This window comes from Bradyrhizobium sp. SZCCHNRI1029 (genome assembly GCF_032487555.1).
GTDB lineage: Bacteria > Pseudomonadota > Alphaproteobacteria > Rhizobiales > Xanthobacteraceae > Bradyrhizobium.
Genome location: NZ_JAUEUK010000008.1, coordinates 360,197 through 386,571 on the forward strand (window position 1 = coordinate 360,197; position 26,375 = coordinate 386,571).

At 66.5% G+C, this 26,375-nt stretch carries 24 protein-coding genes and 1 tRNA gene; 11 read left to right on the plus strand and 14 right to left on the minus strand.

The features are described from left to right. Positions 1 to 24: 24 nt before the first annotated feature. Both QW861_RS23775 and QW861_RS23780 read left to right on the plus strand, forming a co-directional pair. Positions 25 to 1,158 carry a DUF898 family protein gene (locus QW861_RS23775; RefSeq protein WP_316193564.1) on the plus strand — a complete coding sequence of 378 codons (1,134 nt, stop codon included), beginning with the start codon at positions 25 to 27 and terminating at the stop codon, positions 1,156 to 1,158. Then, positions 1,133 to 2,278 (plus strand): M48 family metallopeptidase, encoded by a 1,146-nt coding sequence (locus QW861_RS23780; RefSeq protein WP_315752666.1) that lies wholly within the window; start codon positions 1,133 to 1,135, stop codon positions 2,276 to 2,278. The genes QW861_RS23775 and QW861_RS23780 overlap by 26 nt, the downstream gene beginning before the upstream one ends. 267 nt (positions 2,279 to 2,545) lie before the next feature. On the opposite strand, the gene QW861_RS23785 is transcribed toward QW861_RS23780, so the two are convergent. Next, positions 2,546 to 3,388, minus strand: a complete 843-nt coding sequence (locus tag QW861_RS23785; RefSeq protein WP_409998669.1) for a DUF2927 domain-containing protein — start codon at positions 3,386 to 3,388, stop codon at positions 2,546 to 2,548. A gap of 21 nt (positions 3,389 to 3,409) precedes the next feature. Continuing rightward, the gene (locus QW861_RS23790; RefSeq protein ID WP_315713996.1) at positions 3,410 to 3,982 is read right to left on the minus strand and encodes a L,D-transpeptidase; all 573 of its coding nucleotides are present in this window, start codon (positions 3,980 to 3,982) and stop codon (positions 3,410 to 3,412) included. A 278-nt stretch (positions 3,983 to 4,260) separates the two neighbouring features. Between QW861_RS23790 and QW861_RS23795 the strand changes: the two genes are divergently transcribed. Then, positions 4,261 to 5,808, plus strand: coding sequence for an acetolactate synthase large subunit (locus QW861_RS23795; RefSeq protein WP_316193545.1), 1,548 nt, complete (start codon positions 4,261 to 4,263; stop codon positions 5,806 to 5,808). A gap of 138 nt (positions 5,809 to 5,946) precedes the next feature. Then, positions 5,947 to 6,462, plus strand: a complete 516-nt coding sequence (locus QW861_RS23800; RefSeq protein WP_315752668.1) for a hypothetical protein — start codon at positions 5,947 to 5,949, stop codon at positions 6,460 to 6,462. A 119-nt stretch (positions 6,463 to 6,581) separates the two neighbouring features. Here QW861_RS23800 and QW861_RS23805 read toward each other — a convergent pair whose 3' ends face one another. From QW861_RS23805 to QW861_RS23855, 11 genes are all read right to left on the minus strand, one after another. Beyond that, positions 6,582 to 6,926: a hypothetical protein gene (locus tag QW861_RS23805; RefSeq protein ID WP_315752669.1), complete on the minus strand. Its 345-nt coding sequence runs from the start codon at positions 6,924 to 6,926 to the stop codon at positions 6,582 to 6,584. 484 nt (positions 6,927 to 7,410) lie between these two features. Continuing rightward, positions 7,411 to 8,487, minus strand: coding sequence for a nickel/cobalt efflux transporter (locus QW861_RS23810; RefSeq protein ID WP_315752670.1), 1,077 nt, complete (start codon positions 8,485 to 8,487; stop codon positions 7,411 to 7,413). A gap of 7 nt (positions 8,488 to 8,494) precedes the next feature. After that, positions 8,495 to 8,773: a metal/formaldehyde-sensitive transcriptional repressor gene (locus QW861_RS23815; RefSeq protein WP_315714001.1), complete on the minus strand. Its 279-nt coding sequence runs from the start codon at positions 8,771 to 8,773 to the stop codon at positions 8,495 to 8,497. A 217-nt stretch (positions 8,774 to 8,990) separates the two neighbouring features. After that, entirely contained in the window at positions 8,991 to 9,707 is a 717-nt protein-coding gene (locus tag QW861_RS23820; protein WP_315752671.1) for a Spy/CpxP family protein refolding chaperone, read from the minus strand. 153 nt (positions 9,708 to 9,860) lie between these two features. After that, the gene (locus tag QW861_RS23825) at positions 9,861 to 13,031 is read right to left on the minus strand and encodes an efflux RND transporter permease subunit (RefSeq protein ID WP_315752672.1); all 3,171 of its coding nucleotides are present in this window, start codon (positions 13,029 to 13,031) and stop codon (positions 9,861 to 9,863) included. Continuing rightward, positions 13,028 to 14,452: an efflux RND transporter periplasmic adaptor subunit gene (locus QW861_RS23830; protein ID WP_315714004.1), complete on the minus strand. Its 1,425-nt coding sequence runs from the start codon at positions 14,450 to 14,452 to the stop codon at positions 13,028 to 13,030. The genes QW861_RS23825 and QW861_RS23830 overlap by 4 nt, the downstream gene beginning before the upstream one ends. Positions 14,453 to 14,528: 76 nt before the next feature. Beyond that, the gene (locus tag QW861_RS23835) at positions 14,529 to 14,921 is read right to left on the minus strand and encodes a FixH family protein (RefSeq protein WP_315714005.1); all 393 of its coding nucleotides are present in this window, start codon (positions 14,919 to 14,921) and stop codon (positions 14,529 to 14,531) included. Positions 14,922 to 15,016: 95 nt separating this feature from the next. Continuing rightward, complete coding sequence (locus QW861_RS23840) at positions 15,017 to 15,382, minus strand: hypothetical protein (RefSeq protein WP_315752732.1); 366 nt, start codon at positions 15,380 to 15,382, stop codon at positions 15,017 to 15,019. A 171-nt stretch (positions 15,383 to 15,553) separates the two neighbouring features. Further along, positions 15,554 to 15,628, minus strand: a tRNA-Val gene (locus tag QW861_RS23845). A gap of 238 nt (positions 15,629 to 15,866) precedes the next feature. Then, positions 15,867 to 17,153 (minus strand): hypothetical protein, encoded by a 1,287-nt coding sequence (locus QW861_RS23850; RefSeq protein WP_315714006.1) that lies wholly within the window; start codon positions 17,151 to 17,153, stop codon positions 15,867 to 15,869. Between the two features lie 144 nt (positions 17,154 to 17,297). Beyond that, a complete protein-coding gene (locus tag QW861_RS23855; RefSeq protein WP_315714007.1) occupies positions 17,298 to 17,924 on the minus strand; it encodes a DUF1134 domain-containing protein in 627 nt (208 codons plus the stop codon). Between the two features lie 119 nt (positions 17,925 to 18,043). Between QW861_RS23855 and QW861_RS23860 the strand changes: the two genes are divergently transcribed. Further along, the gene (locus QW861_RS23860; protein WP_315714008.1) at positions 18,044 to 18,550 is read left to right on the plus strand and encodes a YHS domain-containing (seleno)protein; all 507 of its coding nucleotides are present in this window, start codon (positions 18,044 to 18,046) and stop codon (positions 18,548 to 18,550) included. 15 nt (positions 18,551 to 18,565) lie between these two features. Here QW861_RS23860 and cysQ read toward each other — a convergent pair whose 3' ends face one another. Continuing rightward, complete coding sequence (gene cysQ / locus QW861_RS23865) at positions 18,566 to 19,399, minus strand: 3'(2'),5'-bisphosphate nucleotidase CysQ (RefSeq protein ID WP_315714009.1); 834 nt, start codon at positions 19,397 to 19,399, stop codon at positions 18,566 to 18,568. Positions 19,400 to 19,631: 232 nt separating this feature from the next. Here cysQ and chpT point away from each other — a divergent pair, with 232 nt between their 5' ends. From chpT to QW861_RS23895, 6 genes are all read left to right on the plus strand, one after another. Then, on the plus strand, positions 19,632 to 20,294 hold the full coding sequence (chpT, locus tag QW861_RS23870) for a histidine phosphotransferase ChpT (RefSeq protein WP_315752676.1): 663 nt from the start codon (positions 19,632 to 19,634) through the stop codon (positions 20,292 to 20,294). 243 nt (positions 20,295 to 20,537) lie between these two features. Continuing rightward, a complete protein-coding gene (locus tag QW861_RS23875; RefSeq protein WP_315714011.1) occupies positions 20,538 to 23,306 on the plus strand; it encodes a hybrid sensor histidine kinase/response regulator in 2,769 nt (922 codons plus the stop codon). 26 nt (positions 23,307 to 23,332) lie between these two features. Then, positions 23,333 to 23,803, plus strand: coding sequence for a chemotaxis protein CheW (locus QW861_RS23880; RefSeq protein WP_315714012.1), 471 nt, complete (start codon positions 23,333 to 23,335; stop codon positions 23,801 to 23,803). A 68-nt stretch (positions 23,804 to 23,871) separates the two neighbouring features. Then, positions 23,872 to 24,237, plus strand: coding sequence for a PleD family two-component system response regulator (locus QW861_RS23885; protein ID WP_006613312.1), 366 nt, complete (start codon positions 23,872 to 23,874; stop codon positions 24,235 to 24,237). A gap of 74 nt (positions 24,238 to 24,311) precedes the next feature. Next, positions 24,312 to 25,502, plus strand: a complete 1,191-nt coding sequence (locus QW861_RS23890; RefSeq protein WP_316193546.1) for a chemotaxis response regulator protein-glutamate methylesterase — start codon at positions 24,312 to 24,314, stop codon at positions 25,500 to 25,502. Further along, positions 25,499 to 26,368, plus strand: coding sequence for a protein-glutamate O-methyltransferase CheR (locus tag QW861_RS23895; RefSeq protein WP_315752677.1), 870 nt, complete (start codon positions 25,499 to 25,501; stop codon positions 26,366 to 26,368). The genes QW861_RS23890 and QW861_RS23895 overlap by 4 nt, the downstream gene beginning before the upstream one ends. Positions 26,369 to 26,375 lie beyond the last annotated feature (7 nt).

Consider the following 26,375-nt stretch of genomic DNA (forward strand, 5'->3'; position numbering starts at 1 on the left):
TCGGAGGCTTGAGCCGTGAACCAGATGAGCTACGTTCCGGAGCAGCCGCCGCCGCTTCCGCCTCTCACCGCCACCTTCTCAGGTGCGCGTGGCGAGTTCTTCCGGCTGGTCAGCCGCGGGGCGGCCATCGAACTGATCACGCTGGGCTTCTACCGGTTCTGGCTCGCGACCGACATCCGCCGTCATCTCTGGGTCAACACGGCCGTCGACGGTGATGCCGCCGAATATACCGGCCGCGGCAAGGAGCTCCTGATTGGCTTCCTGTTCGCGATGGCGATCCTGGTCCCGATCTACCTTGCCTACTTCCTCGTCGGCGTCGAGGCCGAGCGCTTCAAGGCCTTCGCCAGCGTGCCGCTGGTGATCGCCTTCTACGCCTTCGGCCAGTTCGCGATCTTCCGCGCGCGCCGCTACCGCCTGACGCGCACGGTCTGGCGCGGCATCCGATTCTGGATGACCGGCTCGGGCTGGGCCTATGCCGGGCGCGCCATGCTGTGGACCTTGTTGACGGTGGTCACGCTGGGGCTGGCCTGGCCGTGGCGCGCCGCCGCGCTCGAGCGCTACAAGATGCGGCATTCGCACTATGGCGATCTCAGCGGCGACTTCGAGGGACGCGGCTGGGAGTTCTTCAAGCGCGCCTGGTATCTGTGGGTCATCGCGCCGTTTGCGCTGCTGCTGTTTCCGTTGTTTCCGTTCGTCTATGCGCAGTTCAAAGCGATCGAGTGGCGCTGGTGGCTGTCGGGCATCCGCTTCGGCGGCGTGCGTCTGGAATCGGACCTGCCCGGCAACGCGTTCTATGGTCTGTATTGGAAGGTGATCGGCTGGTGGTTTCTGCTGTCGGTCGCCTCCGGCGCCTATTTCAGTGGCGTCGCCGCGCTGATGATCAAACTGCTGGGGCCGGGAAGCGACGGCCTGTCTCAGGTGCAGGCGCTGTCTGACAACATACCGATGCTGGTGCTGGTCGGATTGGGCTACGTCGCCTGGATCCTGGCGCTCAACGTCGTGATGCGGCTCTATCTGGTGCGCGACATGTGGGCGACCGTGCTGCAGTCGGTTCAAGTGCATGGCATCGAGGCCATGGCCAATGTCGCCGCCAAGGGCGATCTGGCCAGCGCGCTCGGCGAAGGATTTGCCGATGGACTCGACGTCGCCGGATTCTGATTCCGGGCCGGCGGGCGCTGCTGCGCCGGCCGCCGCCACGCCGGTCGAGCTTGCCGCTCCGCTCGGCGGCCCTGCGGTCTATTTCGACGGCCTGTCCAACCGGCGGCAGGTGGTCACGATCGGCTTTGCCAATCAGCTGGTGATGCGCAGCGCCGACAATTTCGTCTCCTGGCCCTATGCCGACATCCGCCGCGTCGATGGGCCGAGCGGCACGCTGCGCGTGAGCTGCCTGTCGGCGTCGCCGCTGGCGCGGCTGGAGATCCGCGACGCAGCGCTGTCGGCCGAGCTGATCGCGCGCTGCAGCCACATCGACCAGAACAGGATGACCCGCGGCGCCATCACGCGCATCGTCGGCTGGTCGCTGGCCGCCGCCGCCTCGATCGTCGCCGTCGTGCTGGTGGTGATTCCGTTCGCCTCCGACCGGCTGACGCCCCTGGTGCCGCCGACCATGGAGCGGCATCTCGGCGAGGCCGCCGTGGTGCAGATCCAGACCGTGTTCGGCGACAAGCTCTGCAGCGAGGCGGCGGGGCAGGCCGCGTTCGCCAAGCTAGTCACGGCGCTGCGCCGCCCCGCCGGCCTCGACGACAGCATCGCGTCGCAGGTGCTGGACACGCCGATCCCCAACGCCTTCGCGCTGCCGGGCGGGCGATTCTTCCTGTTCAGGGGGCTGCTCGACAAGGCCAATGACCCCGACGAGGTCGCCGGCGTGCTGGCGCATGAGCTCGGCCACCTCAAGCACCGCGACAACCTGCGGCAGATGATCCACAATGGCGGCAGCTCGTTCCTGATCGGCCTGCTGTTCGGCGACGTCACCGGCGCGGGTGCGGCGATCTTCGCCTCGCGGGCCATGATCAACGCGTCCTATTCGCGCGAGGCGGAGGCGGCCGCGGACGGCTTCGCGATCGAGGTGATGCACAAGCTCGGACGGCCGACGCGCCCGATGGGCGAATTGCTGTTCCGCATCACCGGCAAGGAGGACGGCAAGCGCCCGTCGCTGTGGGCCAGTCATCCGCTCAGCGAGGACCGTCTCGCCCGCATGCGCGCCGAGGACCGGCCGCCGAGCGGCCCGCCGCTGCTCAGTGCGGAGGAGTGGCGGGCGCTGAAGGGGATTTGTCGCTAGGCATTGGGACGCGTTTGGCGTTCGGGCGACGGCTGCGCTTGGCGTCGATTTGTGCCGACAGCGTTGCCATACATTCGGTGTCGTCCCTGCGAACGCAGGGACCCATAACCACCGAACCTTGTTGTTGGAAGCGGGCGTCGCTCAGCTTGCCACTTGCAGAGGCCGCGGCGTATGGGTCCCTGCGTTCGCAGGGACGACAGCGGAGGCTGAGGCGGCGTCCGGGCTCTCAATGAGGCGATCAAAAGCGCGTTCGGATCAACCGACCGCTCACTCCGCCAGATTGTTGGTCTTCCTCACCCAGGCCCGCACATCGGCCAGCACGTCCGGCAGCACCGCCTTGACGTCGGCGAGCGTCATGCCGGCCTTGACGCGCGGGTCGTACAGCAGGTTGAGGATGTACTGGTCGTAGACGTCGAAATAGCCCATCGAGACGTTGTCGTTGAACATCGTCCAGGGCACGCTCGAGGTGTCGTTGATCGGCCCGAGCGACTGCAGCAGCTCCTCATAGGCGCAATCGAGGAAGACGAAATCGCCGTTGTCGACGGTGAGGATGACGTCGGAGCGCTCGATCTCGAACGCCTCGTTCTTGCGGAAGCCGGACAGGCATTGCGGATCCAGCGAGGTCTTGATCTCGCGCGCGCGCTCGCTGCCATAGGCTTGGCTGATGGTGTGGTAGAGGTCGCGGTCGCGCACCAGCTTGACGCGGACATTGGCGTCGCCGTCGGTCTCGGTCATCGCAATGTCGAGGTTGCGGATGCGGGCGGCGATATCTTTGACGACCTTGGCGAGCTGCGCCTTGCGGTCGGCGCGGCGGCCGTCGGCAAACACCCGCACCGGCGCGCTGTATTTCCGGATGCGGTCAACCCGGCCCGCCAGGTGATACTCGGCGCCGAAGGCGGTCTTGAAGAAGCCGTCGGTGATCTCGGCGTCGGTGAAGCTCTTCTTCTCGATGCGCTGGCGGGCGGCGATCGCCGGAATTTCGGCGGCCGACGCCGGCAGCGGGACCACCACGGTCACGAGCGCAGCCAGCGCGGCAGCCACCGCGCTCCGCAGGGGACGCCCGGAGCACCGGTGCTGCCGGCGAGGATGCGCGCTGTGACATTGCCTCATCGTCGTGGTCGCGTGCGGCTCTCAGTTCTTGACGATCACGGTGGCGCCGACCGAGACGCGGTCGTAGAGGTCGGCGACGTCGTCATTGGTCATGCGGAAGCAGCCCGACGATACCGCCTGGCCGATCGTCTCGGGCTCGTTCGAGCCGTGGATGCGGTACAGCGTGGAGCCGAGATACATCGCGCGGGCGCCGAGCGGGTTCTCGATGCCGCCGGCCATGTGGCGCGGCAGGTCGGGCCGGCGCCGCAGCATCTGCGACGGCGGGGTCCAGGCCGGCCATTCCTTCTTCGCGGTGATGCGGTGCACGCCGCTCCAGCGGAACCCGTCACGGCCGACACCGATGCCGTAGCGCAACGCCTGGCCGCCGGGCAGGACCAGATAGAGCCGGCGCTCGCTGGTGTTCACGATGATCGTGCCGGGCGCATACTGGCTCTGGAACATCACGGTCTGGCGCGGAATCGGGCTCACGCCGCTCTGGTAGAAGTTCGGCCCGCCGCCGAAGAGGTCCCTGGTGTCGAACATTTCCGCCCGTGCCATCCCGGCGCTTGCCACCGACGCGACCGCAGCAATTCCCAAAGCCAAACAGCGCTTCATTTCCATCCCCTGGCAAACATCAAATTCCGTTCGCAGACAGGCCATAAACGGTTGCACTTCGCAACCCACGGCGGCGTGAGGCCGGTATGTGGCGACGGTCCGTGACCCAAATCCCACGGAAAATCGCGCGCGTCCTGGACCAACATCCTGTTAGCCAAGCCCGCGCATGAGCACCGCGGCGATGGCAGCAATGCGGCCAGCCCCTTTGACGCCGCGGGCGAACAATGATTGATCTGCCCAGCATTGCAAATGGCGCGCGGAATCAGCAGGAGAATAGGATGAACGGTGCGGAAAGCCTGGTGCGGACCTTGGTCGCGGGCGGCGTTGACGTCTGCTTTACCAATCCGGGCACCTCCGAGATGCACTTCGTCGCCGCGCTCGACCGTGTCGAGGGCATGCGCTGCGTGCTCGGCCTGTTCGAAGGCGTGGTGACCGGCGCCGCCGACGGCTATTTCCGCATGAAGGGCACGCCGGCCTCGACGCTTCTCCATCTCGGCCCCGGCCTCGCCAACGGCCTTGCCAATTTGCACAACGCCAAGAAGGCCCGCTCGGGCATCGTCAACATCGTCGGCCAGCACGCCACCTACCACATCGGCTTCAACGCGCCGCTGACCTCGGACATTGAGGGCCTGGCGCGGCCGATGTCGGACTGGGTGCGGACCTCGCCGAGCGCCAAGGCCGTGGCCGCCGACGGCGCCGCCGCGATCGCCGCCGCCAAGAGCGCGCCGCCGCAGATCGCCACCCTGATCCTACCCGCCGACACCGCCTGGAACGAGGCCGACGGCATTGCCCAGGTTCCGGGAGAGGCGCAGCGCCCGAGCTATTCGGCTGACGCGGTGGAGAAGGCGGCCAAGATCCTGCATGCCCACGGCCCCGAGACCCTGGTGCTGATGACGGCGGGCGCGCTGACCGAGCAGGCGCTGACCTTCGCCCAGCAGATTGCCGGCAAGACCGGCTGCCGCGTGATGGGCCAGACCTATCACCCGCGCATGGCGCGCGGCGCCGGCCGCTTCTCGATCGACCGCATCCCTTACGTGATCGAGCAGGCGCTGCCGATCCTGAAGAACTACAAGCACATCGTGCTGGTCGAGGCCAACGACCCCGTCGCCTTCTTCGCCTATCCGAACAAGCCGAGCATGCTCAAGGCCGAGGGCACCGAGGTACACCGCATGACCGCCTGGGGCGAGAACTCGGCCGCGGCGCTCGAGGCGCTGGCCGGCCATCTCGGCGCCAAGCCGGCCGACGTGAAGCCGCAGCCGCTCGCCGAGCTGATCAAGCCCACCGGCGCGCTGAACCACACCACCATCGCCCAGGCGATCGCCTATGCGATCCCCGAGAACGCGATCGTCGTCGACGAATCCATCACCACGGGCCGCGGCTTCTTCCCGCCGACAGCGGCCGCCAAGCCGCATGACTGGCTGCAGAACATGGGCGGCTCGATCGGCTTCTCGACCCCGGTCGCGACCGGCGCCGCGGTGGCCTGCCCGGACCGCAAGGTCATGTGCCTCGTGGGCGACGGCAGCGCGATGTACACGATCCAGTCGCTGTGGACCCAGGCGCGCGAGAACCTCAACGTCGTCACGGTGGTGTTCGCCAACAGGATCTACCAGATCCTGCGCGGCGAGTTCGACGGCGTCGGCGCCGGCGAGCCCGGCCAGCGCGCCCAGGACATGCTCAAGATCGACCGTCCGACGCTCGACTTCGTCGCCATGGCCAAGGGCATGGGCGTCCCTGGCCGCGCTGTCACCTCGGCCGACGAGTTCAATGCCGCGCTGGCCGAGGCGAACGCCGATTATGGTCCGCGCCTGATCGAAGTGCAGATGTAGGTTCCTCCGCCCGCAACCCGGCGGCCGTAAATCGGCCGCCGGTTGATGGCAGCGTCATCGCCGCATTTATGTGGTTGGCGACTCAGCACGATCGCGTGTTGATGGTGACGTCTCCACCGTTTGTTTTGTTTGGGCGGCATGCACAGCGAATTGAACCGGCTGATCTCCGCGTTGCAGGAGTTCTATGCGCGCGAGCGCTTCATCCTCGACCGCGATCTCGGTGAGCGCGCTTTGACGCACCGGCTCGCGGTGCATCTGGAGCGCAACTTCCTCGGCTGGGACGTCGATTGCGACTACAACCGGCTCGGCGACCGCGCCATGCTGCTGCCGCGCGGGACCATCGTCTCGACCGATGACGAGCTGGGAAAATCGATCTACCCGGACATCGTCGTCCACAAGCGCGCCGTGCCCGACAATCTGCTGGCGATCGAGGTCCGCAAGGCCGGCAACCACCAGCCGTTGGCGCACGACCGCCACAAGCTGATGGCGCTGACCGACCCGCATCTGTGGTTTGCGTATTGGATCGGCGTGCTGGTGATTCTCGACCGCCGGAGCGTGATCACACCCGAGGTCTATGTCGGCGCCCGGATCGATCCGGTCTTGTCGGCCTGGTTCGCGGGGCGATTGCAGCAGATGGGACTCGCCGCCGGCTGAGACATCTCGCAGAAGAGGTGCGCGATCGCCGGTCGACGCGAATGAACAAGGGCCGCCCCTGAGAGGAGCGGCCCGATCTCGTCGCGCATGTGGAGCCTGCGGACAGGCGCTCCCACGCCTTACTTCGACATGGCGTCGCCGGACGACTTCTTCGCCGACTTCTTCTTCGTCTTGCTCATCTTCATGTCGTCGCCCCCGCCCATGGCGTCGCCGCTCTTCGCCGACTGGCCGGTGGTCGTCATCGGCTTCTCGGTGGACTGGGCAAGAGCGGCCGACGAGACGAACGCGAGGGCGGCGGTAGCGATGATCAGTTTACGCATGCGGAAAACCTCCGTGGGTTGGAAACGCGCCGGACCATAGGCGAATTCGACCAGCGGCGTTCTGACGCAGGAATCAGGAAAACGTGAGAGTTCCGCCCCGCAAAAGCCGACTTGCACCGGCGGCACGGGCAGCGGCGAGGGCATTCTGTGACGATTGTGCCGGACGCAGGGAGCCCATGCGCGGGTGAGCGAGGCCAATTTGGCCCAGTGCATCGACACAGCAGCCTCCAACTGCGGCTGCGAGCTTCGGGCTCTCATCGCGGTGCGGTGGGCTCGCGGCGTCATGGGAATGAATGGCATGCCAATCGGCCTCAGCGCGGTGCCGAGATCCTGGCGGAGGTCGCTCGAGCCCACGACCAGGACCTCGGCATGCCCGCCAAGCTCGGGCGCTGCCTGGAAGCTGCGCGCGACATCGATGATCTCGCATCGACGCCGCTACGGAGAGCCAGGAGCGCCGCCGTCAGATCTACGCCGGATCTCTGCGCGGGCGGCGGGACTGTTGGAGCGCGAGGCGATCGATCGGCGGCGGTTCGATCTGCCGATGAGAGGCTAGTCCGGCCGACATTCACGGACGAATTCGCCCATGGATCCTCTGTGGCGCCGGATCGGCTTAGGTCGCGCTTTCGCCTCAAGTCATCAGTTGGTGCAGTCCCAGCCAACCCGTATAGGTCCCGACCAGTACGATCAGAGCAGCCGAGAGATAGGGCGCCTGGTGCGCGAGGCGGCTGAAGCCGGACCAGTGGCGCTCGACATGCCGAAGGCTGAGTGCGGCCAGAACGCCGACGGACACCATGGTGATGGCCAGGCCGATGCCGAAGCAGAGCACCAGGATGAAGCCCAGGCTGAACTGCTTCAGTTGAAGGCACAACAGCAGGACCGTGATGGCGGCGGGGCAAGGGATCAGACCGCCGCTCAGTCCGAAGAGGACGATCTGTGCGGTCGTGACCGTACGGCCGGCGAAGCGCCGTCGAATGTCGTCGGCGTGGGCGCGCGCATGGGCATCGTCCTCGTCGCCGAGGTCCATGTGATCGTGGGTATGCTCCTCGAACAGGATCTCGACGGAGGCGCCAGCAAGCGTGATCCGCGCCTTGAACGCGTGCGGCTCCGGGATCTCCTCGATGCTCTCCAAGGCGTCGCCGCTGGCCCGGAAACTGAACTGCTGCTCGCGGCCGTCTCCACGAACGGTCGTGACGTGGAGCGTGTCGGCGGGTGGGAGTGCGCCGGTGTCGTTCCGGATCCGCCAACGCGGCGGCACGCCATCTTCGAAGATCTCCACCGACAGCGCGTGGCCGGCAAGCGCGACCGATCGCAGCGCGTCGTGATGGTGATGATGGTCATGGTCATGGTCATGGTGTCCACTCTGGTCCCGCCAGGTGCGCCAGACCATCCAGGCCGCGATGCCGATGATGACGACGGCCGAGATCAGTTGCAGAAGGGCTTCGCTGCGCTCGCCCGAAAGCTCCTGACCGAAGTGAAGACCGGCGAGTGCGATCACCCATACGATCGCGGTGTGGGAGATGGTCGCCGAGAGGCCGAGCAGCACGGCCTGCAGGACGGTGCCGCGGATTGCGACGATGAAGGCGGCCATCATGGTCTTGGAATGACCGGGCTCCAGGCCATGCAGCGCACCCAGGGCAATCGCGCTGGGCACGAACAGCCACGCATGCGCGCTGCCTTGCTGGAGCAGTTGAGACAGATCGGTCATGCCAGTCTCACTTCAGATAGGTCCGGACCACTTCGATCAGGTCGGCGGCGCCCTTGGCTTTGTCGGGATCGCTTTCGTGGGCGGGGTCCACGACATGGTGCCGGATGTGATCTTCCAGCAGCTCGGTGGTCAGGCCTCCGATTGCGCCCCTGACCGACGCGACGAGCATGAGCACGTCGGCGCAGCCCAACTCCGCTTCGAGCGCGCGCTCCACCGCATCGATCTGGCCCTTGATGCGCCGGACCCGGGCGAGGAGCTTGGACTTGTGTTTGATGGTGTGCGACATCGGGATAATATAGGGGGGTACCCTATATAGGTCAACTTCCCATGTCGACCGCAGACGTCGAATGCGACGCTCGCGGCGTATCCCCTTGCCGATCGGCCCCCGGCAGCCCTGTCGTACCGGTCATTGCATGAAACCGACGAGCGCCGCGGATCCCCCGTTCGGATTGACGACTGCCAGGCGGAGGCGGAGTCGACGGCTTCATGGAGCAGGTCCTCTCCTAATGGCCCCGCTGCATCCGCATGGAGCTCATTCGGCCGCCCTGCATCCCCATCGGCGGCGTGCCGAGATTGGGCGCGAGCAGTTCGTCGGCCACCTTTCGCTGCTCGTCGGAAAAGGTTGCGACGAGGTCGCTCAGGGCGGTCTTGATCGCTCGCGTGGCGTCGAGGCGAGCCGATAGCGATTTTTCCTGTGCGGTCAGCTGGTCGAGCACCGTCTCCGAGCCGGCCTGCGACATCATCGCAGTCCGCAGATCGCCGAGCGTCTTCGCACGCGCGCGAAACGCGTCGGCGAAGCCGTTCCATGCCGGCATCTGGGCGTCCGTGATCTTGAGCTCCGCCCGCAGGAATGCGATTCGTCCCTCCACATGATCGAGCACCTCCATGCCGCCCATACAATCGTCGGACGGCCGCGTCATGCCGGACATCATCGGCATCATGTTGGACATCGGCATGCCGTCCATCATCTTCATCATGCCGCCGCCCATCATGGTCTGTGACGAACTCGCCCCGCTGGTCGATTTGCCGGCATCCGTTGCTGGCGCTTCCTTCTGATCAGGATGATGGGCCGAATGGTCACTAGAGGATTGAGCAAAGGCGGGATGCGCCAAAGCAGAAAACGCCAACAGAAAAGCCAGGGGCAATTTTTGCATGACCAAGTCCTCCTTCAGGGGGCGATCAACAATGGCCAGACGTGGGCCATTCAGGTTGATCCACATCAACGGTCGGCGGGCTCAGGGGTGACGATCGTTCGTTGTCAGCGCCGGTACGGCTAGTCGCTGACCGTGATCGGGCGCCTTAGCCGCGCCGCCGCGACCACCGGAGCTCCTGTCGCGAAATTTCTCATCGTCTCTCCTCTCGCTGTCGGTGGATCAAGCTGCCCTTTGCACGTCCTGCGACCCGCTCGAGGCGCTTGCCGCCGTCCCGGTTCTGGTCGACAGGCTGCGTCCCTTGACCAGACCGAAGATGGCCGGAATCACGATGAGGGTGAGCAGGGTCGACGAAATCATGCCGCCGATCATCGGCACGGCGATGCGCTGCATGATCTCTGACCCTGTGCCCGTACTCCACATGATCGGCAGCAGGCCCGCCATGATCGCGACAACGGTCATCATCTTCGGGCGCACGCGCTCGACCGCGCCTTCCATGATCGCGTCCTGGAGATCCTGCCGATTCACCGGACAGCCTTCGACGCTGCGCCTCGCCTTCACCGCGGCCAGCGCGTGATCGAGATAGATCAGCATCACGACGCCGGTCTCTGCGGCGACGCCGGCAAGCGCAATGAAGCCGACGGCGACGGCGACCGACAGATTGAAGCCGAGCCACCACATCATCCAGATGCCGCCCACCAGCGCGAACGGCAGCGACAGCATCACGATCAGGGTTTCGGTCATGGCCCTGAAGTTCAGATACAGCAGCAGGAAGATGATGGTGAGCGTCACGGGAATGACGATCTTGAGCCGGGCAGTCGCGCGTTGCAGATACTCATACTGCCCGCTCCAGAGTACATAGGTCCCGGCCGGAAACTGGATGCTCTCGGTGACGGCGCGCTGCGCGTCCGCGACGTAGCTGCCGATGTCGCGGTCGCGGATGTCGACATAGATGTATGTCGCGAGCTGTCCGTTCTCGGTCCGGATCGAAGTGGGGCCCCTGGCCGGCTCGACCTTCGCGACCTCGCCGAGCGGCACGGCGCCGCCTGAGGGCATCGGCACCAGGACATCGCTGGCGATGGCCTTCGGATTGTCGCGGAGATCGCGCGGATAGCGCATGTTCACGCTGAAGCGCTGGCGGCCCTCCACGGTCGTGGTGATCGTCTGGCCGCCGAGCGCGGCCGCGATCGTATCCTGGACGTCCTGGACCAGGAGTCCGTAGCGGGCGAGGGCCTCGCGGTCGGGCGTGATCTCAAGGTAATAGCCGCCGATGCCGCGCTCGGCATAGGCCGAGGAGGTTCCGGGGACGGTCTTGATCACCCGCTCGATCTGCTTGGCCAGACGATCGATCTCGGTCAGGTCCGTGCCTATTACCTTGACGCCGATCGGCGTGCGGATGCCGGTCGAGAGCATGTCGATGCGCGCCTTGATCGGCATCGTCCAGGCGTTGGAGACGCCGGGGAATTGCAGCGCCTTGTCCATCTCGGCAACGAGGCTGTCGATCGTGACGCCGGGACGCCACTGCTCCCTGGGCTTGAGGTTGACGACCGTCTCGAACATCTCTGTCGGCGCAGGGTCGGTGGCGGTCGCCGCTCGCCCGGCCTTGCCGTAGACAGAGGCGACCTCGGGGAACGACTTGATGATCCGATCCTGCATCTGCATCAGCTCGGCGGCCTTGGTGACGGAGATGCCGGGCAGGGTGGTCGGCATGTAGAGCAGCGTGCCCTCGTTCAGGCTCGGCATGAATTCGGTGCCGAGCTGGCGTGCCGGCCAGACGGTGATGGCGAGCACGGCGGCCGCGGCGAGGATCACGAGCGTCTTGGCCCGCAGCACACCCTTGATGACCGGCCGGTAGATCCAGATCAGCAAGCGGTTGATCGGATTGCGATGCTCGGGAACGATCCTGCCGCGCACGAAGATCACCATCAGCGCCGGCACCAGCGTCACCGAGAGTAGCGCCGCTGCCGCCATCGAGAACGTCTTGGTGAAGGCGAGCGGGCTGAACAGCCGGCCCTCCTGCGATTCCAACGTGAAGATCGGCATGAACGACACGGTGATGATCAGCAGGCTGAAGAACAGGGCGGGGCCGACCTCCGCGGCCGCGTCGATCAGGATCTGGACGCGTGATGCGTCGGGCTCGGCACGCTCCAGATGCTTGTGGGCGTTCTCGATCATGACGATCGCGGCATCCACCATGGCGCCGATCGCGATCGCGATGCCCCCCAGGCTCATGATGTTCGAGCCGAGTCCGAGCAGCTTCATCGCGCCGAACGCCATCAGCACGCCGACCGGCAACATCAGGATGGCGACCAGGGCGCTGCGGACGTGCAGCAGGAACACGATGCAGACGAAGGCGACGACGATGCTCTCCTCGAGCAGCGTGTGCTTCAGCGTGTCGATGGCGGCATAGATCAGGTTCGAGCGGTCGTAGACCGGAACGATCTCGACCGATTTGGGCAGGCTGCTCGCGATCTCATGCAGGCGCTTCTTGACGTTCTCGATCACGTCGAGCGCGTTGACGCCGAAGCGCTGTAGTACGATGCCGCTGGCGACCTCGCCCTCGCCATTGAGCTCGGCGATGCCGCGCCGTTCGTCGGGGCCAAGCTCGACATTGGCGACGTCGCGCAGCAGCACGGGCGTGCCGCCTGAGCTCTTGAGCACGATGTTGCCGAGATCGTTGATGCTCTTCAGATAGCCCTTGCCGCGGATGACGTATTCGAACTCGGACAGCTCGACCGTCCGGCCGCCGACATCGGCATTGCTGGCGCGGATCGCATCGCGGATCTTCTGCAGGCTGATGCCGCGGTCGCGCATGCGCTGCGGGTCGAGCACGACGTTGTACTGCTTGACGAAGCCGCCGATGCTCGCGACCTCGGCGACACCCTCGGCCTTGGCGAGCGCGAACTTCAGGTTCCAGTCCTGGATCGTGCGGGTGTCGGCGAGATTCAGCTCCTTCGACATGACGGCGTATTGGTAGACCCAGCCGACGCCGGTCGCGTCCGGGCCGATCGTCGGCGTGATCCCCGCCGGAAGCCGCGAGGCCGCGCTGTTCAGGAACTCCATCACGCGCGAGCGCGCCCAGTAGATGTCGGTGCCGTCTTCGAAGATGACGTAGACGAACGACACGCCGAAGAACGAGAAGCCGCGCACGACCTTCGACTTCGGCACCGTGAGCATCGCGGTCGTCAGGGGATAGGTGACCTGGTCTTCGATGACCTCAGGCGCCTGACCGGGATACTCGGTGTAGACGATCACCTGGGTGTCCGACAGATCGGGAATTGCGTCGAGCGGCAGGTGAATGAGTGCGTAGAGCCCGGCTGCTGCGGCGAAGCCGGTCCCGAACAGGACCAGCAGCAGGTTGCGCGCCGACCAGGCAATGATGCGGGCGATCATTTGTGGTCTCCCATGCCGGCGTGGTCGCTGCCGGCGGATTGCGCTTCGTCGGAGTCCGCGAAGCTCTTCAGCGCGGCCTTCAGGTTGCTTTCGGCGTCGATCAGGAAGTTGGCCGAGGTGACGACCGCCTCGCCATCCGACAGGCCATCGCGCACCTCGACATAGCCGGCGCCGCGCCGGCCGAGCGTCACGGCGCGCGGCTCGTAGCGGCCGCCGCCCTTGTCGATGAGGACCGCCTGGCGCCTGCCGGTGTCGAGCACGGCATCAGCGGGCACGGCCAAGAGCGGCGCCGGGTCCGCGGTGTCGATCTCGGCATCGACATACATGTCGGGGAGCAGCGCGAGGTCCGGATTGGCGAGCTCGATCCGTAGGCGCGCCGTCCGCGTGTCCTTGTTCACCTGGGGATAGACGACTGCGATCGTGCCGGCGAAGGTTCGGCCCGCGAAGCTGCGCGCATGGATCGTCACGGGCTGTCCGACGGCGATGCTGCCGAGGTCGCGTTCGGCGACATCGACCAAGGCCCAGACCGTCGAGATGTCGGCGATCCGGAACAGCACGTCGCCCGGATTGGCGCGCATGCCTTCGGTCGCATTGCGCTCCAGCACGACGCCATCGCGCGGCGCCGACCATTGAACCGTGATCGGTGCGACGCGCGACCTCTCCATCGCCATGATCACCGGCTCCGGGACGTCCAGATTGGTCAAGCGCTGGCGCGCGCCGCGGCCGTAGGCTGCGTTGCCGCCGACGATGTTGGAATTGATGGTGGAGAGATACTCGGCTGCGGCCGCGGCCATCGCCGAGCTGTAGATCTCCATCAGCGGCTGGCCCGCCTTCACGCGCGTGCCCGTGGTCACGTCGGCGACCTTCTGCACGAAGCTTTCGGCCCGCATCGCGATCACGGAGACTCGGCGCTCGTCGAGCTGGATCGTTCCCGGTGCCTTGACGGCGATGCGGAGCGTGCGCCGCTCGACCGGCGTGGATCTCACGCCCGTCCGCTGGATCTTGCCGGGCGACAGCTTCACCACGCCATCCTCGGCATCGTCGCCCTCGTAGACGGGAACGTAGTCCATTCCCATCGGGTCCTTCTTCGGAGAAGGCGACGTGTCAGGTAGGCCCATGGGATTGCGGTAGTAGAGAATCCGGCGCGAGGAGTCCGCCTGCTGCTTCGGCTTGGCGGGGGCGGGCGCGGCTTGATCGTCGTCGTAGACCGGCAGGTAGTCCCGCCCGCGCTCGTCCTTCCTGGGGCCTGCCGACCAGGCAGGGGCGCCGCTGGGATCGCGATAATACAGCGGCATCCGCTCCGCCGCCGTGGCGGCAAGATGGGGGCGGAGCGACGGCGGCGATGTCTGGATCGACCAGAGACCACCCAAACCAAGGCCGGCGCCGAGCGTAACGGCCGCGAGCAGACGCAATGTGTTCATGACATCACCGTGAGGCGCGCGACGCGCGCGATCCGTTGGGAAGGGCGGGGCGCTCGTCGGGGAGCGCCCCGCAGGCTCACTTCGTCGCCTTGACGACGACCTTGCCGGTGACCGTCTCCGGCTCGCCCTGCACCTTCGCGGAGAGTGTGACCTGGTAGCGCCCGGCCATCGGCAGGTCGGTCTTGAAGGCGTAGACGCCGGGCTCCTTGGACGGCAGCGGCGCCACCTCCGACACCATGTCGGCCATCCCATCCGGCGCCATGTCGACGCGTGTCTTGAAAATGACCGCGTCAGTTACGGCCTTGCCGGTCTGCTTATGGGTGAGACGAACGGCGACCGTGACGTCGTCGCCCTTCTTCATCTCGGCCGTGACGGGCTCGAAGCTGTAGTCGGCGGCGCCGGCGATGGCGGCCGGTGCGGCGAGCGAAAGGGTGGCGGCGAGGGCCGCGGTGCTGATTCTGGAAAGCATGGTCCTGTCCTCATGAATGGATCTCGGCCGTGGCGCCCGCGGCGCGCACGTCAGTCATCGGCGCGCAGACATTGTGCGCGTCGGCTCGTGCGAGATCAGACTCGAGGAGGTCGGAACGGAGGACTGCCGCTGTGAAGAGAAGCGACCTGATCGGCGGGAATGGCGATCCTGGTCGCGCTCACGGCGAGGGGCGCGAAGGCAACGGCCCTGACATCGCCGAGCGCAACCGTCCCTCCCGCGCAGCAGAAACCCATGCTGCATTTGGTGTTGTGCGACGGGGAGCCGGTGCCCTTCATGTCGTCGGGGCAGCATTCGTCCATCGACATGCCGGCCCCGTCGTCCATCTGCATGCTCGTCTGCATCTCGTCCGACGACGCCATCACAGCCGCCGATGCGCCGATCGGCAGCATCGCCACGGACAGGGCAATCGCGAACGCCAGGATGGTACGGACGAGCCGCATCGAGATGGAGTTACCTTTCCGGTCGCAGAGCAAGACAGCTAACATAAGCCAGGCGCCGACGCAGTCGTTGATCCCGCTCAATCCTGCGTGACCATCGCGTCGCCGGAGGCATGACGACGGGCCAGACCAGCACAAGCGATCGCATGAAAGGAAAAGGATGGCGACGGCAAATGGTGGGCGCACAAGGGATCGAACCTTGGACCTCTCCCGTGTGAAGGGAACGCTCTCCCGCTGAGCTATGCGCCCGGTTGCCGGTGGCGGTCGTGGCTGTGAGCCAGCGAGCCGCCGAAGCAGTCCGTCGGAGCCCGCGATTTACGAAGCGCGGGCAGGGGGTGTCAAGGATTTGCGGCGGAGATGGCGAGGAAAACTGCCGGGGTGCGGTGGCCCGTCCTCGATCGGGGCCGAAACCGGCCCTCTCGCGGGCCAGCCTCCATACTGAAGCGAGGGGCAGATATCCGCCGCACTCGGCTCCGATCCGGCGGCCTCAGGCCCCGAGCTGCCGTGCTCGCGAGGCATGAGACTGCAGCGCGCGGATGCGGTCGGCCAGGGTACCGCCCTGGGGCGCACCGCCGGCCGCAGCAGCCGGCGCCGCGGCGACGCCATTGGCGTTGGCAGGCTTGGCGGGGGCCGGCTCGGCAGCCAGCATGGCCTCGATCGTCGAGTTCGGGCCCTCGATCTGCATCGCGAGCTTGGCGACCTCGGCGGCGATGTCGTTGATACGTTCGCGCAACAGCGCGTTCTCCATCCGCTCCTGGGCCCAGGTGCTCTCGGCCTGCTGCTGGATGGCGTTCATCTCGCGCTGCAGCTTGGTGCGCTCGTCGCGGGCGGCCTGCAGCTGCTGTTCGAGGGCGGCCTTCTCGGATTTGAGCCGCTCGAACGCGGCCGACTTGCCGCTGCCCATGCCGGCCAGCTCCTCGCGCAGCTCCTTCAAGGCGCGGTCGGCGGCCACGTTGGCCTCGCGCAACTGGTTGTTCTCGAAATCACGTTCGGCAAGCAGCTTGCCCTGGGTCGACAGCCGGCCCTCGAGGTCGGCGACGCGGCTCGCCAGCATCTCGGCTTCCTTGACCTGGACGATCAGCTGGCGGTCGAGCTCGGTGACGCGCTGGCTGAGATTCTCGACCCGAGCGCGGGCGTCGTTGAGCGCCTTGGTCGCGGTGTCGGATTCGTCGCGCTCCAGCGCGAGCCGCGTCTGGGTCGCGGAGAATTCCTTCTCGGCGTCGGCCACGCGGCTGCGCAGCTCCTCGACCTGGGTCCTAACGGACACCAGCTCGACCTGCCGGCTGTCGGCCAGCAAAGCCTTGTCGTTGAGCTCGGCAGTCAGGCGCACCTGCTCGGCCTGCTTCTCCTTCAGCGCCTGCTCGGCGGCGCGCAGCGCCTCCGTCTTGGCGGCGAATTCTTCCTCGGTGGCGCGCAGCTGATCCTTCAGCGCCTTCTCGCGCGCCTCCAGCGCAAAGATCGCGGCGTTCTTCTCGCCGAGCTCGATCTTCATGCGGTTGATGGCGTCGGTCTTCTTGCCGAGGTCGGCGAGCTGGCCGGTGGCCTTATTCTTGAGCGCGTCGACGCTCATCTCCAGCCGCCGCGCCGACATCGCGAACTCCGCGCGCAGCTGGTCCTTGTCGGCCTGGATCTCGGCCATCGACAGCGGCGTCGCCGCCTCGAGCCGGCGCGTCGTCAGCCGCACCGCACGATTGTGCACCAGCGGCACGATCATCAGCGCACAGAGCATGGCGATCAGAAAACCGATCGCAAAATACATGATCGGCTCGACCATGACGCACAACTCCCGGTCAGAAATGATTAACGGAATCACAATGCACGGCGGGCTGATTCAACGCCAGCCCAATGCCGTGTTAACCTTGATCCGTCACGGGAGAACGTGTCCTCGCGGCATCAATTGGCGGTATCGGCGGCGGCCTCAGAACGGGTTCCAGGTCGCGCTCGGCGTGAACTTGAGGTAGCCGACATTGGCGCCGAGCCGCAGGCCGATGCCGGACCTGATCGGGACCAGCACGATGTTGTTGGCGGTGAGCGCCGTCATGCCGAAGCCGCCAACGATATAGGCCGAGCCGTCGATGCCGACGAAGCGCTGGTAGATCGCGCTGGTGGCCGGCAGGTTGTAGACCAGCGTCATGGTGCGGGCGCCGTCGCCGCCCCAGTCGAAGCCGAGCGAGGGGCCCTGCCAATAGACGCGGAGGTCGCCGGCGTTCTTGGTGTAGAGCGTGCCTTCGCCGTAACGGAGACCGGCGACGAAGGCACCGGCGCCTTCCTCACCCAGGATGTAGCCATTCGGCAGGCCCCATTGGCTGACGGCGCGCTCGATCACCGAGGCGAGGCCGCGCGAAACGTTGCCGAAGAAGCGGTGGCCGGCATTGACGAGCTCGTCCGGGTTGAAGCTGTCCGGGCTCGGCGCAGGGCGCGGCGGGGGTGCGGGCTGCTGATACGGCGGCGCGGCAGGCGGGGGCGCCTGCTGCGCGGCGACCGACGCGGTCATGGCCAGCACGGCCGCGAACGTCGTGGCGGCAAGGCGGGATGCGAAACTCATCGATGGAAATCCCCTGCTATCGGCTGCCCGAGCCTCGCCTTAACCTGACGCCAACCACATCGGGCGATTGTCGGGCGAGGGGCGATGCCCCTGCGACTCTCATGTTATCGGCACCAACTATGACCGCACAACGGCAACAACCGCCCCAGACCGGGTCAAAGTCGCTGTTTCGCCTTGTAATTGCCGCTATCGCGCTCGCTGGGCTGCCGCCGGTCGGCGCGCCGGCGGCCACGACGCAGCGCATCATCTCCGACCGCTTCAGCGGGCTGGCGATCGACGGCTTCGACCCTGTTTCCTATTTCGTGGATGGCAGGGCCATGCCGGGGCTGCCGGATTTCGAGGCGTCCCAGGGTGGAGTGGTCTGGCGGTTTCGCAACGAGGGCAATCGCGCCTCGTTCCTGGCCCATCCGGAGGTCTACGGCCCGCAATTCGGCGGCTACGACCCGACCGATGTGGCTCGCGGCGTAACGGTGGCCGGCAACCCGCGCTTCTTCGTCGTGGTCGAGGAACGGCTGTTCCTGTTCAACCGAGAAGAGAGCCGCGACGCTTTCGCGGCCGACCCGAGCCGCTATCTGCCGGGTGCGGAGGCCCGTTGGCCGGCGCTCGAGGGCGACCTGCCGCAATAGCGCGGCAGCGCTGTCTCAAACCTTCACCGCAGCCGGGTCGCCCCAGGCGATGAAGGACGGCACGATGAAGCCGTCGGGGCGCTCGCCATAGCGCAACGGCGCGCCGGTCTCGCTGGTGACGGTGCCGCCGGCGGCTGCGACCACGGCATGGCCTGCCGCCACGTCCCATTCCGAGGTCGGGCCGAGCCGCGGATAGATGTCGGCCAGACCTTCGGCGAGCCGCCCGAACTTCACGGCCGAGCCGAGCGGCAGGCGCACCGCGCCCGGACGCGCCGCAATGAAGGCTTCGGTGCGGGCATCGCCATGCGACCGGCTGACCGCGGCGACCCATGCCGCGCCTTGCGGCGGCATCGGCCGGGTGCGGATCGGCTCGGCGGCCGCCAGACCCGCCTCCGTGAACGACAGCCGCTCGGCGCCACGGCCGACCAGGCCGCGCCAGATCTGGCCGATGGCCGGCGCGCAGACGATGCCGAGCAGCGGGCTGCCGTCGGTAACCAGCGCCAGATTGACCGTGAACTCGCCGCGCCCGGCGACGAACTCCTTGGTGCCGTCGAGCGGATCGATCAGGAAGAAGCTGCCCTCGAACGGTCCTGCGCTCGTTCCGACCCGCTCCTCCGACAGCGCGGGGATCGCGGGCGCCAGCCGCGCCAGCCCCTCGGCAATGACCCGGTCGGCGGCAAGATCGGCCTCGGTGACCGGCGAGCCGTCGGATTTGTCGGTGACGGCCATGGCGCGGCGGTTGACGGCGAGGATCGCGTAGGCCGCCTCGACGACGAGCTCCGTCAGGGGCGTCATCAGCGCCGCGGCGGCCTCGACCCCGACGGTTCCTGCAGTCGGTGCCGTCGTCATTGCGCGGTGCTCCTTCCGGCCATTCCGTACGCAGCTGGCATCATCGTATCCCTGTTCTGGCGCCCGGCGCATCCGGGTACGGCCGTTCGCACGTTCATTGCGGCTGCCGGGAAAACCGCTACGTACTTTCCCGTGTGCCGCTCTCAGTTCGGTGGCGGTCCATGCTTTCGCAGTGTATCAAGCGTTAACGCAAGCATGATTCGCCCAGGTTCGCGGATTTCAGGAACATCGAATGTCCGGCACGTCCTCTCCCGAGATCGCCAATCCGATTCCCGCTCCCGATACGCTCGAACTTGCCGCTCTGCTCTGCTCGAAGGTCTGCCACGACCTGATTAGTCCGGTCGGGGCCATCGTCAATGGGCTCGAGGTGCTCGACGACAATCCGAAGCCGGAGGATCGCGACTTCGCGCTGGAGCTGATCCGCAAGAGCGCCAAGACGGCGTCGGCCCGGCTGCAATTCTGCCGCCTCGCCTTTGGTGCGGCCGGCTCTGCGGGCGCGCAGATCGATCTCGGCGACGCCCAGACCATGGCGCGCGGCCACATCGAGGACGCCAAGACCTCGATCACCTGGAATCTGCCGCGGCTGCTGTTGCCCAAGAACCGGGTCAAGCTGCTGCTCAACATGATGGTGGTGGCGCAGCAGACGATCCCGCGCGGCGGCATGCTGACCGTCGACCCGATCGGCGATGGCGAGACCATGAGCTTCCGCGTCGCCGCCACCGGGCTCAATGCCCGGCTGCCGCAGAACATCGTCAATCTGCTCGGTGGCGACTTGCAATCGACCATCGATGCCCACGCGGTGCAGCCCTACTACACCCGTCTGCTCGCCGATGCCTGCGGCCTCAAGGTGACGCTCACCGCCGACGGCAATGCGATGGTCGTGCAGGCGGCCTGATCGGGCGGACGTCCTGCCGCGTCAGTCCCTGCGGCCTCGTGTCGTGGGACAGACGCAACAATCCCTTCACCATGGTTAATCAAGCCTTGCCGATGTGTCCGAACTTGTCCGGATGCATCTTATCTCTTTGTTGAGTCCGTTCATTTGCGCTTACTCAACTAATATTAAACGCTTTGCACCGAAACTGGCCACGGTTTGAAGGGCGCGTCATGTCGCGTTCCGTTGCGTGCGAAGGCCAGTTTCATGGATGACCTGTTGCGTGAGTTCCTGACGGAGACCAGCGAGAGCCTGGACACCGTCGACAATCAATTGGTGCGGTTCGAGCAGGAGCCGAACAACGCCAAGATCCTCGATAACATCTTCCGGCTGGTGCACACGATCAAGGGGACCTGCGGCTTCCTCGGCCTGCCGCGGCTCGAAGCGCTGGCGCACGCCGCCGAAACATTGATGGGCAAATTCCGCGACGGCATGCCGGTGACCGGCGAGGCCGTGACGCTGATCCTGACCACGATCGACCGCATCAAGGACATCCTGGGACAGCTCGAGGCCAACGAGGCCGAGCCCGAGGGCGAGGACCGCGACCTCATCAGCGAGCTCGAAGCCATGGTCGAGCGCGGCATGGCGGCGATGGCCGCCGGCGAGGCGGCCCCGCCGCTGGTGCCGGCCGCGCCGCCCGCCCCCGCGGTGACGCACGGCTCGCTGATCGACCAGACGCTGGAGCGTCCGCTGCGTCCGGGCGAAGTGTCGCTCGACGAGCTCGAGCGGGCCTTCCGCGAGACCGCGATCGAGTTGCCGCCCGCGCATGAGAAGGCGCCTGAGCCCAAGGCCGCTGCCCCGGCGCCGGTCGCCAAGGCCGGGCCTGCCAAGGCGGAAGCAGAGGCCAAGGCCGAGCCGAAGAAGGCGGCGCGGCCGAAGGTCAATGCCGACGGCGAGGTGCACGAGAACGACAAGGTCGCCAACCAGTCGATCCGCGTCAACGTCGACACGCTCGAACATCTGATGACGATGGTCTCGGAGCTGGTGCTGACGCGCAACCAGCTCCTGGAGATCGCCCGCCGCAACGAGGACACCGAGTTCAAGGTGCCGCTGCAGCGGCTGTCCAACGTCACCGCCGAGCTGCAGGAGGGCGTCATGAAGACGCGCATGCAGCCGATCGGCAATGCCTGGCAGAAGCTGCCGCGCATCGTCCGCGACCTCGCCACCGAACTCGGCAAGCAGATCGAGCTCGAGATGCACGGCGCCGACACCGAGCTCGACCGCCAGGTGCTCGACCTGATCAAGGACCCGCTCACCCACATGGTGCGCAACTCCGCCGATCACGGCCTGGAGACGATGGCCGAGCGCGCCGCGGCCGGCAAGGCCGAGCAGGGCACCATCCGGCTGTCCGCCTATCACGAAGGCGGCCATATCATCATCTGCATCGCCGACAACGGCCGCGGCCTCAACACCGAGCGCATCAAGGCCAAGGCCTTGGCGAACGGCCTCGTCACCGAGGCCGAGCTCGAGAAGATGACGGAAGCGCAGATCCACAAGTTCATCTTCGAGCCGGGCTTCTCGACCGCGGCCGCCGTCACCTCGGTCTCGGGCCGCGGCGTCGGCATGGACGTGGTGCGCACCAACATCGACCAGATCGGCGGCACCATCGACATCAAGTCGGTGCTCGGCGAGGGCACCTCGGTCACCATCAAGATCCCGCTGACGCTCGCGATCGTCTCGGCGCTGATCGTCGAAGCCGGCGGCGACCGCTTCGCGATCCCGCAATTGTCGGTCGTCGAGCTGGTGCGTGCGCGCGCCAACTCCGAGCACCGCATCGAGCGCATCAAGGACACCGCGGTCTTGCGCTTGCGCAACAAGCTGCTGCCGCTGATGCATCTGAAGAAGCTCCTGAAGATCGACGACGGCTCGTCGACCGATCCGGAGAACGGATTCATCGTGGTGACGCAGGTCGGCAACCAGACCTTCGGCATCGTGGTCGACTGCGTGTTCCACACCGAGGAAATCGTGGTCAAGCCGATGTCGACCAAGCTGCGTCACATCGACATGTTCTCGGGCAACACCATCCTGGGCGACGGCGCCGTGATCATGATCATCGATCCGAACGGCATTGCGAAAGCGCTCGGCGCCGCCGGCTCGGCCTCGCAGGCGGTGTCCGACGAGCACGCCGCGCATCACGCCATCGGCGGCGAGCAGCTCACCTCGCTCTTGGTGTTCCGCGCCGGCACGGCGCAGCCCAAGGCGGTGCCGTTGGCGCTGGTCACGCGCCTGGAGGAGATCGCGGCCGACAAGATCGAGATCTCCAACGGCCGCTACATGGTGCAGTACCGCGACCAGCTGATGCCCCTGGTGCAGATGGAAGGCGTGTCGGTGCAGACGTCGGGCTCGCAGCCGATCCTGGTGTTCGCCGACGAGACCCGCGCGATGGGCCTCGTGGTCGACGAGATCATCGACATCGTCGAGGAGCGGCTCAACATCCAGGTCTCCGGCGCCAAGGACGGCATCCTTGGCTCGGCGGTGATCAAGGGCCAGGCGACCGAGGTGATCGACGTCGGCCACTTCCTGCCGATGGCCTTCGCCGACTGGTTCATCCGCAAGGAGATGCACACCGACGCGCAGACGCAGTCGGTGCTGCTGGTCGACGACTCGCCGTTCTTCCGCAACATGCTGGCGCCGGTGTTGAAGTCGGCCGGCTACAAGGTGCGCACGGCGGCCTCGGCGATCGAGGGCCTGGCCACGCTGCGCTCCGGGCACAGCTTCGACATCGTCGTCACCGACATCGAGATGCCGGAGATGAACGGCTTCGAGTTCACCGAGGCGATCCGCGCCGACCAGAACCTGAGCCAGATGCCGGTCATCGCGGTGTCGTCGCTGGTGTCGCCGGCGGCGATCGAGCGCGGCCGCCAGGCCGGCCTCTACGACTACATCGCCAAGTTCGACCGGCCCGGCCTGATCGCGGCGCTGAAGGAACAGATCGAGGAACGGGCCCGCGCCGAAGCCAACCGGCGGGCCGCGTGACAGCAAGCGGACAGGAGTAGCGTGCGATGAGCAGCAAGATCGAAACCACCGAGGGCGCCGCCGTCGAATACGTCACTGCGATGATCGGCGGCCAGCTGTTCGGCCTGCCGATCTCCCGGGTACAGGACGTGTTCATGCCGGAGCGGGTGACGCGGGTGCCGCTGTCATCGGCGGAGATCGCCGGGGTCCTGAACCTGCGCGGCCGCATCGTGACCGTCGTCGACATGCGGGCGCGGCTCGGCCTTGCCCGCGCCGAGGACGGCAAGCCGCCGATGGCGGTCGGCGTCGATCTGCGCGGCGAGTCCTACGGTCTCCTGATCGACCAGATCGGCGAGGTGCTGCGGCTGCCCGAGGAGGGCCGGGAGGAGAACCCCGTCAATCTCGACCCGCGCATGGCGAAGCTTGCCGGCGGCGTGCACCGCCTCGACGGCCAGCTGATGGTCATTCTCGACGTCGATCGCGTGCTCGAGCTCGCCGCCGACAAGATGGCGGCCTGAACACTGCAACGTGCGGGCAGCGGCGCATCATGCGTCGTTGCATTGGATCCTGATCTCGTGAGGCTGATATGAGAACGTGTCTGGTAGTTGACGATTCCAGCGTCATTCGAAAGGTGGCGCGACGGATTCTGGAAGGTCTGGATTTCCAGATCGTGGAAGCGGAGGACGGCGAGCAGGCGCTGGAGATCTGCAAGCGGGGCCTCCCGGATGCGGTGCTGCTCGACTGGAACATGCCCGTCATGGACGGCTACGAGTTCCTCGGCAATCTCCGGCGCATGCCCGGCGGCGACGCGCCGAAGGTGGTGTTCTGCACGACCGAGAACGATGTCGCGCACATCGCGCGCGCGCTGCACGCCGGCGCCAACGAGTACATCATGAAGCCCTTCGACAAGGACATCGTGACGGCGAAGTTTCAGGAAGTCGGGCTGATCTGATCTCCGTCGCGAGCGTCGGTCCCGTGGTCGTCCGGGCTTGCCGTCACCCCGTGCCTCTGTCCTGTTGGTGAACTATGAGCGTCGCGTTGGCCAGTTCTTCGATCCCAAGTTCGACCAGGCAGGAACCTCTCCGCGTGATGGTCGTGGACGATTCCGTGGTCATTCGCGGCATGATCTCGCGCTGGATCGCGTCTGAGCCCGACATGGTCGTGGCGGCGTCGCTGCGCACGGGCCTCGAAGCCGTGAACCAGATCGATCGCGTCAATCCCGACGTCGCCGTGCTCGACATCGAGATGCCCGAGCTCGACGGCATCGCCGCCCTGCCGAAGCTGCTTGCCAAGAAGAAGAACCTCGCCGTCATCATGGCGTCGACGCTGACCCGCCGCAACGCGGAGATCAGCTTCAAGGCGCTGTCGCTCGGCGCGGCCGACTACATTCCGAAACCCGAGAGCACGCGCGAGGCCTCGGCGGCCGACAATTTCCACTACGATTTGATTCAGAAGATCCGCAATCTCGGCGCCAAGGCGCGCCGCGCCGCTCCCGCCCCGCATGCGCCGGCCGCCTCGCCGATCGTCCCGCAAGTCCAGGGGCTCCGGCCTGCGCCAACGGCGCGGCCGATGGTCGCTCCCGTGGCGCCCGCCGCGCCGGCCCAGCTGGCGCGCCGCTCCTTCAGCACGCAGATGCCGAAGGTGCTGCTGATCGGATCGTCGACCGGCGGCCCGCAGGCGCTGATGTCGCTGGTGACCGAGCTCGGTCCCGTGATCGACCGCTTTCCGGTGCTGATCACCCAGCATATGCCGCCGACCTTCACCACCATCCTCGCCGAGCATCTGGCGCGCTCGAGCCGCAGGCCGGCCCATGAGGCCGTCGACGGTGAAGTGGTGAAGCCGGGTCAGATCTACCTTGCCCCCGGCGGCCGCCACATGCGTGTGGCGCGCCATGGCGCCGATGTGGTGATCGCGCTGGACAACGGTCCTCCGGTCAATTTCTGCAAGCCCGCCGTCGATCCCTTGTTCATGTCGGCGATCGAGGTCTGGCAGGGCTCGACCCTGGCCGTGATCCTGACCGGCATGGGATCCGACGGCATGCGCGGCGGCAAGGACATCGTCGCCGCCGGCGGCAGCGTGATCGCGCAGGACGAGGCGACCAGCGTGGTCTGGGGCATGCCGGGCGCAGCAGCCAATGCCGGCATCTGCGCGGCCGTCCTTCCCTTGAATCAGATTGGACCGAAGCTGGTTCGTCTGTTTGCTGGAGACCGTTCGTGACACCCCTGGACTATGAGTTCTTGCGTAAGGTCCTGAAGGATCGCTCCGGCCTCGATCTGTCGGCCGATAAGCAGTACCTGGTCGAAAGCCGGTTGCTGCCGCTGGCCCGCCGCTCCAACCTGCCGGGCATCACGGAGCTGGTGCAGAAGATCAAGAGCGGCGCGGAGCAGCTCACGACGCAGGTGGTCGAGGCGATGACCACCAACGAGACGTTTTTCTTCCGCGACAAGATTCCGTTCGATCATCTCCGTGAGGGCATCCTGCCGGCGCTGATCCAGTCGCGCGCCAATCGTCGTTCCCTGCGCATCTGGTCGGCCGCCTGCTCGACCGGACAGGAGCCGTATTCGATCGCGATGTGCCTGCGCGAATTCGGTCCCGCTCTGGCGGGCTGGCGCATCGAGATCGTTGCCACCGACCTGTCGCAGGAGGTGCTGGAGAAATCGAAGGCCGGCCTCTACAGCCAGTTCGAGGTGCAGCGTGGATTGCCGATCCAGCTGCTGGTGAAATATTTCACGCAGCTCGGCGAGCTCTGGCAGCTCAGCGCCGACATCCGCGGCATGGTCCAGCATCGCCAGCTCAATCTGCTGCAGGACTTCTCGCATCTCGGCAAGTTCGACATCATCTTCTGCCGCAACGTGCTGATCTATTTCGATCAGGAGACCAAGGCCTCGATCTTCGAGCGAATGGCCAAGGTGATGGAGCCGGACGGCACGCTGTTGCTGGGAGCCGCCGAATCGGTCGTCGGCATCACCGACGCGTTCCGGCCCAACCAGGAGCGGCGGGGTCTGTACCAGATCAATCCGGTGCGCAGCCCGCGCGGCGGCGCGGCGCTGCTGCCCGGCCTCAAGGTGGTCGCGGCGCGCTGACGCCGGC